Raw genomic sequence first — 12,998 nt, forward strand, 5'->3', positions numbered from 1 at the left:
ATGGGCAAAACGGGATTCGAGTTTAGCTTTCCCCAAGCCCCAGCCGCAGCATCGAAACAATCAAATCGAAGGCAGCAGCTGCTGCAATGGTCGGCGGTTTTCCCGCCACCCTAGAAATGAAGATTGGCCGTTCGACCTTAGGCGCGATGATGTTAGCCGCTGAGATCTCACCACGCTTCAATTCCAACATGACCGAGCTCCTAGCAACGATTGTGTACCCCAGGCCGCGTGCGGCGAGTTGAATGAGTTGAGACAACACATTCACTTCAGCGCGAATGTCTACCTTGACTTGATACTTTGAGAAGTACTGGTCGAGCAGCATGCGGGCTCCGTGCCGCGGATCGGGAAGAAACAGCGGGTAGCCTACCAACTCCTCGAGCATGACATTTCGCAAGATCAGTCCTGACTCGGCACCAGCGGTCGACAAGGCTCCGGATGGGCCCACCAACACCAAGTCTTCATCCATCACATGCTGCGTAAATAGCCCCAGGGACTCGTCGAATTGATAGGTGATGCCTATATCCAACTCTCCGGCTACGAGCTGTCCTGCAATGTAGCCGCTACTCTGCTCAGACACTCTCAAACGCACATCCGGCCAGCGTTGAAGCGCCGCGCTGAGCAAAGGGACCGTCAAGCGTATCGCTATGGACTGTGGCAGACCGATGGTCACGGTGCCGCTGGGATTACGCGCTGCTTCTCGGACATCCTCCCAAGCAATGTCGATTCGATTAAGTATCTCCCGACCATGTTCTAACAAGCGCAGTCCTGCTTCTGTGGGTTGAACTCCCCGGGCAGTTCGATACAGCAACTGAACATTGAGGCGTTCCTCCAATCCCTTGATCTGCAGGCTTACAGCAGGCTGTGCCAGGTGAAGAACCTCGCCTGCTTTCGACACAGAACCGGTAGTCGCTGCGACCACAAAACAACGCAGAGGACGAATGTCGAAGCTCATGTCTCATCCATATGAAATTTTCTTCAGCTATAGCGAATTCTAATAGCTCCTATGTCAAATGAAAATTTGATCTCGATGAGCTTGTTCACAAGAATGCTGTCTATGCAACCTCAATGTCGCGCACGGCCGTGTTCGAGTGGTCCGCCCGTACCAGCGCAACCGTTTCCTTGACCCGCATGCGACGCCCGTCCCGAACGTGGCAAAGCACCTTTGGAATGAGAAGTAGAAATGAAGGCCCTGCCAAACGAAAGCGACTATCTGAAAATGTTGACCGAGTCGCTCGATCGATACCTGCGGGAGCGATACACACTCGACCATCGCAACTCTGGCGCTTATGGAAGCATCGGATTCAGTCGCGACGTGCATTCGGAAGTTTGCCAGTTGGGCGTAGTCGAGGCGATGACCTCGACTGAAGAGGACTTCGGCAATCAAGGCAATGCAATTGCAAAAATCTTCGAGTCGCTTGGATACGCCCTAGTGGTAGAGCCCATCCTCGGAAATCTGATACTTACACACGTACTAAAGGCGATCAACGAATCGAAGCACGTGCCGCTGCTCGAAAGTCTCGTCGAGGGCAGTGCAGTCGCCGCATGGGCGCCTCGAGAAGCATTGAACGTAGATTGCGAAACCCTCCCGGAGACAACCTGCCAGAAAGTCCAGGGCGGCTGGATTCTGAATGGAACAAAGATACTCGTTCGCCAAGGATTCAGTGCCGACTGGCTCCTCCTCTCGGTACGCATATCGGAAGCGCAATCAAGCGGTCCGATAGAGTCGGCCCTTGCCATCGTTGCCACCGACCTGCCTGGCCTCAAAAGCGAGCCACGCCCCTGCCTGGCCGGAGGGACAGCAAGCGACACTTCGCTCAATCAAGTATTCATTCCAGAACACTGTCTAATTGCACGCTCTAGCGCTGCAGATGGGCTGATGGACAACATCCAATCGATAGAGACGCTCGCGCTCTGCGGCGAATCATTGGGCCTTATGAAGTCCTCAATCGAAGCGACGAAGGCATATCTGGGAACGAGAAACCAGTTTGGCCGCCCACTAAAAGAATTCCAGGCGCTTCAGCATAGGCTAGCGGATCTTGACGTGGAATATTTTCAGGCCGTCGGCAGCGTCCACCGTGCCGCCCAATTGATGGAACAAGGCAGTAGTCAAGTGCGCGACAGAGCGCTTGCAGCAGCTAGGTACACCGTCAGCCGCGTTGGAAGAATCGTCGCCGAGGACTGCATTCAGTTGCACGGCGCAATTGGGATGACCTGGGAGGCCGGAATATCCCATTACGCGAAAAGGCTGGTGATGATCGAACATGAGTTTGGCGACGAGACGTGGAGTCTGTCGCAATACATGCAGTTGAGCGGGTACTAATTCAATAACTAAGGAGACAAGACTCATGGACAGAAGAAAATTCTTGGCCGGATGCACGTTAGCGGGCGCGCTGCCTCTAGCGGCGTCGTTCGCGGCGCAACCAGAGGACGGCTACCCAAGCCAACCAGTCAAGATCGTCGTGCCGTTTAGTGCTGGCGGTTCGGCAGATTCCACGACTCGCGTGCTGGCGGCAAAGCTGGCGCAGCGGCTCAAAGAGCCATTCGTGGTTGAGAACCGCACCGGCGCTTCTGGGACGATCGCTGGCATCGCTATCGCCAAGAGCCCTCCCGATGGCTACAACTTGATGACGCTAGCTTCACCTGGATTGCTCGCGCAGCACATGATTCGCGGTACGCAATACGACGTTATCAACGGGTTCGTACCGGTAGCGAGCTTCTACGATCTACCCCTTTTCCTGGTTGTGAACCCCAAGGTACTTCCAGACGTGAACACGCTAGCCGATTTGATTGCGGTTGCACAAAAGAAGCCACGAGATCTCGCATACACGAGTTCCGGGATAGGCAGCTTCGGACACCTATCCATGGAGCTACTTAAAGCGACGGCCAAGTTCGATATGCAGCATGTGCCATATCGCGGTGGATCGGCCGCTTTGGTGGATGTCATTAGTGGGCAGATTCCGGTAATGATGGCCGACGCCGTAGTGGCCCGACCGCAGATCGAGGCGGGAAATCTGCGCGCCGTCGCTGTCGCCTCACCTCAGCGCGTCGACTTCTTTCCGAACGTCCCAACTATTTCCGAACAAGGTTTCTCCGGTTTCAGTGCGGTGTCATGGGGTGGCATTCTTGCTCCAGCGAACACGTCACGGACGCTAGTTGCAAAGCTGGAGCGAGAGATTAAACAGATCATGGCGGAGCCAGATGTGCAGGAATCGTTCGCGAAAATGGGTGTAGTCGCGGACTTCAAAAATTCTGCAGACACCACACTGCGCATGCGCACCGACTTCGACAAGTGGGGAGATGTCATTCGCAAGAATGGCATCTCCGGTGATTGACCTGAAAGAGACAGCTATGAAAACTCGCGTCACCGAACTATTGAACATCCGGTATCCCGTCATCCAAGGAGGAATGCAATGGGTGGGTCTTGCTGAATTGGCAAGCGCAGTCTCCAATGCAGGGGGACTGGGCGTCCTAACGGCCCTCACTCAACCGACCGCACAAAATCTCGCGGATGAAATCCGGAAGACGCGCGAAATGACGGATAAGCCGTTCGGCGTGAATCTGACGATTCTTCCAACCATTAACCCGCCGCCATACGCCGAATATGTCGATGCCATCATCGAAGGCAAGGTGCCAGTGGTGGAGACTGCAGGCAACAGTCCACGCGATTTCGTAACGCGTTTCAAGCAAGCTGGCATCAAAGTCATCCACAAGTGCACCGCAGTTCGTCATGCGGTATCTGCCCAGAAGGCAGGCGTAGACGCTGTCTCTATCGACGGCTTCGAATGCGCGGGCCATCCCGGTGAAGACGATATCCCTGGACTGATCCTTATCCCGTTGGCCGCAAAGGCACTGGAAATACCACTGATTGCTTCAGGCGGCATGGCGAGCGGCCGAAGCTTGGCCGCGGCCATGTCACTTGGCGCAGAAGGTATCACTATGGGTACGCGCTTCATGGTTACGCAAGAAGCACCAGTTCATATGGACATCAAACGGGCGTTGGTCGCCGCAACCGAACGTGACACCAAGCTGATTCTTCGCACCATGAAGAATACTTCCCGCGTATTCCGCAACCCCGTTTCTGAAGAGGTGGTGCAACGTGAACACAGGGGTGCCACATTTGACGAAATCCGTCCTTTGGTCGTTGGCACCCGCGGCAAAGCCGCCCTTCAATCGGGGGAAGTGGACGACGGAGTCATTACGTCTGGTATGTGCATTGGGCTAATTGATGACATACCGACATGTTCGGAACTGATCGAACGTGTGATGACGGAATGCCGCCAAAGCCTCGAAGTAGCGCTGCAGCGCTTCGCATGAATGCAAATTGAAAAGGAAGCTGCTACATAGCGGCGACTGAAAGCATGAAAGATACCATCCATAACGGGCTAGAAGAGTTCAGGGCGGAAATCCGGCAAAAGCTACAAGCCGAATTGCTACCCGGATTGCGCGACAAGTTCAACTGCGGCGCAGCCCTGACTAGAGAAGATTTTGTTCTATGGCAGAAGTTTCTTGCCCGGAACGGATGGCTAGCCCCTCATTGGCCAAAAGAGCATGGAGGTCCTGGTTGGACCGTCTTTGAGAAATTCGTGTTCGACGAGGAGTGCGCGATGGCTGGCGCTCCACGCGTAACTCCATTTCTATTCGGTATCGATATGCTCGGTCCCGTTCTGCTGCGATATGGAACCAGCGAGCAAAAGCTGCAGTGGCTGCCCCGAATCCTAGACGGCTCGGATTGGTGGTGCCAGGGCTTTTCGGAGCCAGGGTCCGGGTCCGACTTGTCATCGCTGCGGATGAATGCCGTACGCGAATGCACCGCTGGCGAAGAGATGTACGTGCTGAATGGGCAGAAGATTTGGACCTCATATGCCCACTACGCCAACATGATGTTCTGTCTTGTCCGTACAAAGAAATCCGACAAACAACAGCATGGCATCAGCTTCCTCCTTGTGGACATGGCAAGTCCAGGAGTGGAGGTGCGTCCAATCAAGACGCTTGAAGGATCGCATGTTCTTAACGAAGTCTTTTTCACGGATGTGCGCGTTCCCGCAACCAACCTAGTTGGCACTGAGCACGAAGGTTGGCGCTGCGCGAAGCATCTTCTGGGACATGAACGCAGCAACATTGCGGGTATCGGGACGGCCACCGCAGCACTAGAAAGAGTCCGCAAGATGCTGAAAGCTCAAAACCACCGAGCAACGAATCAGCATGCAAATCGGTCTCGCATGCTATGGCAGCGCTTCGCACAGTTGGAAATCGATCTGAACAATCTCAGAACTAACAACTGGGCAATGCTACAAGCCCTTTGCGCCGGAGAACCAGTGGATATGGAAACGTCGATACTGAAGATTCGAGGCGCCGAGCTGCAGCAGCAAATCTCCACGTTGGCTCGAATCATTGCGGGGCAGCCCTGCTCCGACCAAACAGATTATGGTCAATCATTCCCTGCCTTCCATGCCACCCAAGAGTATTTCTACAACCGTAAGCTGACCATCGTCGGCGGGACGACTGAAGTACACAAGAATATAGTGGCACGCCTAAGCCGCTGATTACCTTTGTTCGCCGTCGGTCCGACGGTCCCTTTCAATAGCTCAGTTTTCAAATGAAAAGCCTGGCGCCGTGCTCAGCTCGGGCCGGCTGGCTGCTGGCCGTCAGCCTGCAATTACATTTTCAACTCATATAGGCACTCAAATGCGCGAAGCAGTGATCATTTCTACCGCCCGAACGCCACTCACTAAGTCGCATCGTGGCGAATTCAACGTTACTCCCGGTCCGACCCTTGCAAGTTTCGCCGTGCGAGCGGCGGTACAACGCGCTGGACTAGACCCCGAACTCATTGAAGATATGGTGTTGGGCTGTGGTTATCCTGAAGGGACAACCGGCCGAAACATCGCGCGACAGACCGTCGTCCGTTCGCAACTGCCGCTGACTATTGGGGGCACATCCATTAATCGATTCTGCGCGTCTGGATTGCAGGCGATAGCCGTCGCCGCCGGTCGAATTGTTCTTGATGGCGCGCCCGCCATGATCGCGGGCGGTGTGGAGAGTATCTCCGGGATTTCCACTCGCGACGATGGAAAGAGCGGCATTGATCCGTGGATTGCGGAGCACAAACCGGATCTCTACTTGCCGATGATTGAGACCGCCGATATCGTGGCAGCCCGATATGGCATCACGCGCGAGGCCCAAGACCGATTCTCGCTGCTCAGTCAGGAACGCACGGCCAAAGCTCAACGGGAAGGCGTCTTCAGTGGAGAAATCGTACCTGTCACCACGACAATGCGCGTCACCGATCGCGTCACCGGCGAAAGCAGTTTGCGCGAAGTAACGGTGGATCAGGATACCTGCAACCGCCCTTCAACAACCTATGAGTCATTGGCGCAGCTGGCACCCGTGAAAGGTACCGGAAAATTTGTAACAGCAGGAAATGCCTCCCAGTTGTCGGACGGAGCAAGTGCGTGTGTGCTCATGGAGGCTGCCGAAGCGCAACGGCAAGGCGTCGAAGCCCTCGGCGCGTTCCGGGGCCTTGCCATAGCCGGATGCGAGCCGGATGAGATGGGGATTGGTCCCGTGTATGCCGTACCGAAGCTGCTAGCCCGTCATGGGCTGCGCATCGAAGATATCGGCTTGTGGGAACTGAACGAGGCCTTCGCATCGCAAGCGATCTATTGTCAACAAAGACTTGGAATTCCCTCCGAACTCCTGAATGTCAATGGCGGGGCAATTTCAATTGGCCATCCCTTCGGCATGACCGGATCCCGGCTCGTTGGCCACATCCTCCTGGAAGGGCGCCGCCGAAAAGCAAAGTGGGGCGTCGTCACTATGTGCGTCGCCGGGGGCATGGGTGCAGCCGGTCTGATCGAAATCTTTTAGTCTCCAAGGGGCTATTCATGACTCAGCTACAAGATGCTGGCCTGCTGGAGAGTCGCGTCGGTGAGGTGTTAGTACTCGCGATCAACAATCCAGCTCGGCGCAACGCCATTACGGCCGGCCTTTTTCGGAGCCTGACAAGTTCGTTACAACAAGCCGGCGCCGACAGCAGCATCGGCGCAGTCGTGCTCACCGGTACTGGCAACTACTTTTGCGCAGGTGGCGATCTGAAGCAGTTGATGCAACGTCGGGAGCAATCGGAAGAGCAGCGAAGGGAGCGCCTCGATGAACTCAATCATGTAGTTCGAACCCTGCGTGACTTTCACAAGCCTATCGTTGCCGCGATCGAAGGTGGAGCAGCGGGCGCGGGATGGTCACTCGCTCTGGCGTGCGACCTAGTTGTGGCCGCGAATGACGCTAGCTTTTCGGCCGCCTATGTCAAAGTCGGATTGACTCCCGACGGTGGCATCACGGGCTTGCTCGCTCAGATTCTTCCGCGGCAGCTGTACACACAACTCTGCTTGACTGGGGAGCCGATACAAGCGCAACGCCTAGCCGCGCTTGGTGCAATCAATGTCTTGTCCGCGCCCGGAAGCGCATTGCAGGACTCGGTGGAACTGGCCACGAAGCTGGCGGCAGGCCCTGCTCGGGCCATGCAAAGGATCAAGTTCTTATGCAGGACTGCCGACTCGGCTCTACTGGATGAGCAATTAGAAAAGGAAGCAGGCTTTATGGTGGAGGCACAGGGCAGCAGCGAGTCAGCCGAAGGAATAGCTGCCTTTTTCGAAAGGCGTTCGCCGAACTTTTCTAGTTTGAGGGTCTAACATGAAGCATTCTTCAACCAGCAACCTACCGCTGTCCGGCGTCAGAGTATTGGACCTCTCTCGGATCTTTGCCGGCCCCTTGTGTGCGCAGGTGCTGGGCGATCTCGGAGCGGATGTCATAAAAGTAGAACATCCGCAGCGTGGCGACGACACGCGCGACTGGGGCAAGCGGATAGGTTCCACGAACACCGCATACTTCAATAGCGCAAATCGAAACAAGCGCTCTATTGGGGTTAACCTCCAAACCGCGGAAGGGCGGAATATCGTCCTGGAGCTGGCCAAGCAGAGCGATGTGCTCATTCAGAATTTCAAATTTGGCGGCATGAAGAAGTTGGGACTTGATTATGAAACCTTGAAGGAAGTGAATCCACGCCTAGTCTACTGCTCCATCACCGGCTATCGCACCGACGGACCGGAGGCCGCGCGCCCTGGATATGACGTCGTCATACAAGGAGAGTCCGGACTGATGGCGGTAAACGGGGATAAAGGTCAGGGACCGCTGAAGTTCGGCGTGGCTGCCGTGGATATGTTTACCGGAATGTATTCCGCTCAAGCTGTACTGGCAGCACTGTTCGACAGTCAACGCAACGGGAAAGGACGACACGTCGAGTTGGCTCTATACGACTGCGGCGTCATGATCACTTCGTATTTCAGTATGGAAGCGCTCCTGCAAGAACAGGACCCCGAAAAGTTCGGCAATGCGCATCCCTCTGTCGTTCCATATGGTGTATTCGAGGCTCAGGACGGGCCGATCGTGATCGCTGTCGGCAACAACGCGCAGTTCCAACGATTTTGCGTTGACGTCATAGACCGTCCGGATTGGGCTAGTGATCCGCGCTTCCTGACCAATACTGCTCGCTCCCAACATCGCGATGTGCTGATTCCTCAGTTGAATGACGTATTGCGAGGACACCGCCGAGACGAACTCTTGGAGCGACTTTCTGGCGTAGGAATTCCCTGCGGAAAGGTGCAGACGCTTTTGCAAGCATTGCAATCCGAACGTTCGACATCCGCCGGACTCTTTCAGGACATGCCCCATCCCGAAGCAGGCACTGTCCCCGTCATGGCGCCTCCCTACCGAATCGACGGAGACCGCGCACCTGTACGGGCCGCACCACCGATGTTGGCCGAAGATACGGACCACATTCTCGAGACCCTCCTAGGCATGAATTCCGCGCGAATTGCTGAACTGCGTCATACCGCAGTTTTGTAGGAGAACAGTGCCATGTTGAAAAACGGAATCGACGAACAGTCGTTCAGCATCTTCATCGACTCAGTGCATCGCTTCATCAGAGAGCGTCTAATGCCGCTCGAACATCTGGTCGAAGAAACCGACAGCGTTCCGCAGGAAGTGATCCAGGAGCTGCGCGAACTCGGTATGTTCGGGTTGTCTATCCCGGAGTCCTATGGCGGTCTCGGACTCTCTATGAGCCAGGAATGCCAGGTTGCATTCGAAATCGGTCAGACTTCGCTGGCGTTTCGATCGGTATTTGGGACCAATATTGGAATCGGCTCTCAGGGGATCCTGATGGATGGCACCCAAGAGCAACGGGAGACCATTCTGCCACGCGTCGCAAGTGGCGAGCTTCAAATGGCCTTTGCCCTAACGGAACCCGATGCGGGTACGGACGCAGCTGCCATAAAAACTGTCGCCGTTGCCGAGGGCGACTACTATGTGCTAACGGGTACCAAACGGTTCATTTCAAATGCCCCAAACGCTGACGCCTTCACGCTTATGGCCCGTACTGGCGGGGTGCAAAACGACGGCATATCTGCATTTTTTGTGCCTGCCGACTCTCCCGGCTTGTCTCTGGGAAAGCCAGATAAAAAAATGGGGCAGCGGGGGACAAAGACTTGCGACGTCATTCTCGAGGGAGTTCGTGTACCAGCATCGAACATCATCGGCGGAGAGCCGGGCCTCGGATTCAAGACGGCAATGAAAGTCCTGAATCGCGCACGGTTGCATTTGGCTGCTGTCGCCTGCGGCATGGCCAAACGCGCGCTAGACGAATCGGTGAGCTATGCACGTGATCGGCGCCAGTTCGGCAGGCCGATCGGCGACTTTCAACTGGTTCAAGCGATGATCGCCGACAGCCAGGCCGAGCTCCTGGCCGCCTGGGCGCTTGTACAGGAGACGGCCCGGCGATTTGATGAGCTTCCTCTCGGAAGTCCAGACCCCGCAATGCGCGTGATGACCTCCAGTGCCAAGATGTTTGCAACCGAAATGGCGGGCCGAGTAGCTGACCGCGGCGTACAGATCCATGGAGGGAGCGGCTACATGAGCGAATTTGCAATTGAGCGCCTCTACCGCGATGTCCGCCTGTTGCGTCTGTACGAAGGCACGACGCAGATCCAGCAGGTCATCATTGGACGCACCTTGCTCAAAGACATTGACGCACTACCGTAACTCGCTGCATTTCCATCCATTGAAAAGCACTCCTAAACTCATGCCCCAAGATAAAAGTCCGTCTGTACAGACCTCATTGCACGGAGAGATTCTGTGCATTCATGTCAATAACCCCCCAGTCAATGCACTAAGCCTGGACGTGCGTGTTGGTCTACTGAATTCTATTCAGAACGCCCAGACTAATGATTCCGTGCGCGCGGTCGTAATCGTTGGAGAAGGTGGGTGCTTTATCGCGGGTGCAGACATTCGTGAGTTTGGTAGCCCACCTTCAGCACCCTCGCTACCCGAGGTGTGTGACGCGCTCGAATCCTCGACAAAGCTGGTCGTAGCGGCTCTACACGGTGCCACGTTGGGTGGCGGCTTAGAGATAGCAATGTCTGCTCACTACCGTGTCGCCACCCGCGAAGCGCGGTTCGGACTACCAGAAGTGACTCTCGGTCTGCTACCCGGCTCCGGCGGAACCCAACGTGCGCCACGATTGATGGGCGTGGTCGCCGCCGCCGAAGTAATTCTCAGCGGCCGCCAGATGACCGCCGGGGAAGCACTACGAGCGGGATTGATAGACGAGATAGCCGAAGGGGCTAATCAACAATCCGTGGGCATAACGTATGCCAAGCGGCTCCTTAATTCCGATACACCGATTCGCCGAACCCGGGATATCGAAGTTGCCGATAAGGCGGCTGCGGCCACCAAATTGGCAACGCTGGAACTGCAAACGTCGAAACAAGCACGCGGGCTATTCTCTCCGAGGAAGATCATCGAATGCCTGCGGGCTGCCGTCGAAATGCCATTCGACCAAGGTTTGCGACGCGAGCGAGAGTTATTCCTTGAATGCATGGATAGTCCGCAGCGCAAGGGTTTGGTCCATGCATTTTTTTCGGAACGGGAGGTGTTGAAAGTCCCCGAGGCGCGGGCAGGATCCAATCGCATCGTAAATCGTATTTCGGTCATCGGCGGGGGAACCATGGGCGCTGGCATTTCAGTCGCCGCACTGAACGCCGGCCTGCACGTCACCATGCTGGAGCGTGATGAAGAGAGCGCTAAACGAGGCAGGGAAAACGTTGAGCAGGTCTACGACCGACTTGTCAACAAAGAGAGGATGACTGCTGCGGCCAAGGCCGAAATCATGTGCCGCTTTGGAACCACCACCCACTACGCGGACCTCGCGGGCGTGGATATGGTTATCGAAGCCGTGTTCGAAAACATGGACGTTAAGACGGACGTATTCAAGAAACTCGACCTTGTTTGTCCCCCCGGCACAATCCTCGCGACGAATACGTCATATCTTGACATTAATAATATTGCGGCCGTGACCAGCCGCCCACAAGACGTGATCGGGCTTCACTTCTTTAGCCCAGCCCACATCATGAAATTGCTGGAGATCGTCGTGGCGGACAAAACGTCGCCACAAGTGGTCGCCGCGGCGTTTTCAATGGCAAAAAGACTCAAGAAAGTTCCTGTCCGTGCCGGGGTCTGCGATGGCTTCATCGGAAACCGCATTCTATATGTCTATCGCGAGGCCGCGAATTTCATGCTTGAAGACGGCGCCTCGCCATATGAGATCGATGCCGCACTCGAAGAATTCGGATATGCAATGGGCCCATATCGCACGGCCGATCTGACAGGCGGTGATATAGGCTGGGCTACGCGCAAACGCAAGGCGTTAACGCGAGATCCGAAAGCCCGATACGTCGAAGTGGCGGACCGACTGTGCGAACGTGGCTGGTTTGGGCAGAAGACGCAGCGCGGTTGGTATCTTTATCCGAACGGCTCTCGCTCGGGCTGGACCGATCCGGAAGTACTGGCCATTATCGACTCTGAACGCACCCGCAAGGGAATAGTCCCGAGAAAATTCAAACCCGAAGAGATCGTTCGCCGATACATGGTGGCGATGGTCAACGAAGGAGCAAAGGTGCTGCAAGAAGGCATCGCACTGCGTCCTTTGGATATCGACGTCGCATTCGTCCATGGGTACGGATTCCCCCGCTATCGTGGCGGTCCGATGAAATGGGCGGATATGCAAGGCTTGGGCGGGGTGCTGGATGATCTACGAGCGTACGCAAGGGAAGATGCGGAATTCTGGAAGCCCGCCGACCTGCTGGTTCAGCTCGTGGCTCGGGGTCATGACTTCGGGAGCTTAAACAGGCTGTGAGGTGTGGCCTAGTTGAAGCGAAGTGACCACAAGCAAGCTTGTCGTGAAGTCAATTTTTCAAATTGACAATTGATGAGGGCCGTTGGGTATGTAGGTGAAGCCCAGGAGCCGGTGGGCATACCCTGTGGGCAAGCGCGTGGCCAGGCGTAGCCTGTCCACCGTTTGTCCAGCAGGGTTGTCCATGGGCCGAGCTCGGCAAGATGGGCGGTCGCGTAGCGATCATCCTTATATGCTCGAGATAGAATGCCAACTTCGCACACTAAGTCGCCATGAGGCGACGGGAAATGAGCCCGATCCGGCGTCGAGTTGACTCGGGCAGCGTCCTTTTATCGACAACCGTTAATGTTCGAGGATCTGTGCGAATGACGCGTGGCCAACCCGGCTAATGCCGATTCTTGCAAGGCGGGACCTGGACGCCGAGGTCCATGGACAGTGTCGCTGAGGGGTTAGCACCACCGATGGACCTGCATTCGACTTTGGTTAGCGGCCGGCTGGCTTTACCGTTTTGCGAACTTTATGTAGGGCAGCAATTGCCGGATCGACGTCCCATTCGTTAAGCGCAATATTTAGCACTTCCCAAAGCAATGCGTCTGCCTTGTCGGCGCTGGCATAGTCATTCATGGTCGTGCGGCTCGTTGCAAAGTCATTCGTCATGAAATTTCCATTCGCCGCATCTTCTACGCCGATCGAAACCCAAGCATAGGATCGATTCATTAGCACGCCCGAAGATCCGACTAGAACAATTTGCCAG

The 12,998-nt window shown here is 55.7% G+C and carries 11 protein-coding genes; 9 read left to right on the forward strand and 2 right to left on the reverse strand.

Annotated features, from left to right (window positions below; all coding sequences use genetic code 11):
- Positions 1–22: 22 nt before the first annotated feature.
- Complete coding sequence (locus tag DXK93_RS14825; RefSeq protein WP_119450452.1) at positions 23–952, reverse strand: LysR family transcriptional regulator; 930 nt, start codon at positions 950–952, stop codon at positions 23–25.
- Positions 953–1,180: 228 nt separating this feature from the next.
- On the opposite strand from DXK93_RS14825, the gene DXK93_RS14830 reads away from it, so the two are divergent.
- From DXK93_RS14830 to DXK93_RS14870, 9 genes are all read left to right on the forward strand, one after another.
- Positions 1,181–2,320, forward strand: coding sequence for an acyl-CoA dehydrogenase (locus DXK93_RS14830; RefSeq protein WP_119450453.1), 1,140 nt, complete (start codon positions 1,181–1,183; stop codon positions 2,318–2,320).
- Between the two features lie 25 nt (positions 2,321–2,345).
- Positions 2,346–3,332, forward strand: coding sequence for a tripartite tricarboxylate transporter substrate binding protein (locus DXK93_RS14835; protein WP_119450454.1), 987 nt, complete (start codon positions 2,346–2,348; stop codon positions 3,330–3,332).
- A gap of 16 nt (positions 3,333–3,348) precedes the next feature.
- Positions 3,349–4,314: a nitronate monooxygenase family protein gene (locus DXK93_RS14840; protein ID WP_119450455.1), complete on the forward strand. Its 966-nt coding sequence runs from the start codon at positions 3,349–3,351 to the stop codon at positions 4,312–4,314.
- Between the two features lie 44 nt (positions 4,315–4,358).
- On the forward strand, positions 4,359–5,543 hold the full coding sequence (locus DXK93_RS14845; protein WP_119450456.1) for an acyl-CoA dehydrogenase family protein: 1,185 nt from the start codon (positions 4,359–4,361) through the stop codon (positions 5,541–5,543).
- Positions 5,544–5,685: 142 nt separating this feature from the next.
- Positions 5,686–6,867: an acetyl-CoA C-acyltransferase gene (locus tag DXK93_RS14850; protein WP_119450457.1), complete on the forward strand. Its 1,182-nt coding sequence runs from the start codon at positions 5,686–5,688 to the stop codon at positions 6,865–6,867.
- Between the two features lie 17 nt (positions 6,868–6,884).
- A complete protein-coding gene (locus tag DXK93_RS14855) occupies positions 6,885–7,688 on the forward strand; it encodes an oxepin-CoA hydrolase, alternative type (protein WP_119450458.1) in 804 nt (267 codons plus the stop codon).
- Position 7,689: 1 nt separating this feature from the next.
- Entirely contained in the window at positions 7,690–8,901 is a 1,212-nt protein-coding gene (locus DXK93_RS14860) for a CaiB/BaiF CoA-transferase family protein (RefSeq protein WP_119450459.1), read from the forward strand.
- Positions 8,902–8,913: 12 nt separating this feature from the next.
- Positions 8,914–10,095: an acyl-CoA dehydrogenase family protein gene (locus DXK93_RS14865; protein ID WP_119450460.1), complete on the forward strand. Its 1,182-nt coding sequence runs from the start codon at positions 8,914–8,916 to the stop codon at positions 10,093–10,095.
- 40 nt (positions 10,096–10,135) lie between these two features.
- Positions 10,136–12,247, forward strand: coding sequence for a 3-hydroxyacyl-CoA dehydrogenase NAD-binding domain-containing protein (locus DXK93_RS14870; protein WP_119450461.1), 2,112 nt, complete (start codon positions 10,136–10,138; stop codon positions 12,245–12,247).
- 480 nt (positions 12,248–12,727) lie between these two features.
- Here the strand turns inward: DXK93_RS14870 and DXK93_RS31845 are convergent, their stop codons facing one another.
- Positions 12,728–12,961: a hypothetical protein gene (locus tag DXK93_RS31845; protein WP_147400245.1), complete on the reverse strand. Its 234-nt coding sequence runs from the start codon at positions 12,959–12,961 to the stop codon at positions 12,728–12,730.
- Between the last annotated feature and the right edge of the window lie 37 nt (positions 12,962–12,998).

This window comes from Achromobacter sp. K91 (assembly GCF_003576205.1).
Taxonomy (GTDB): Bacteria; Pseudomonadota; Gammaproteobacteria; order Burkholderiales; family Burkholderiaceae_B; genus Achromobacter; species Achromobacter aegrifaciens.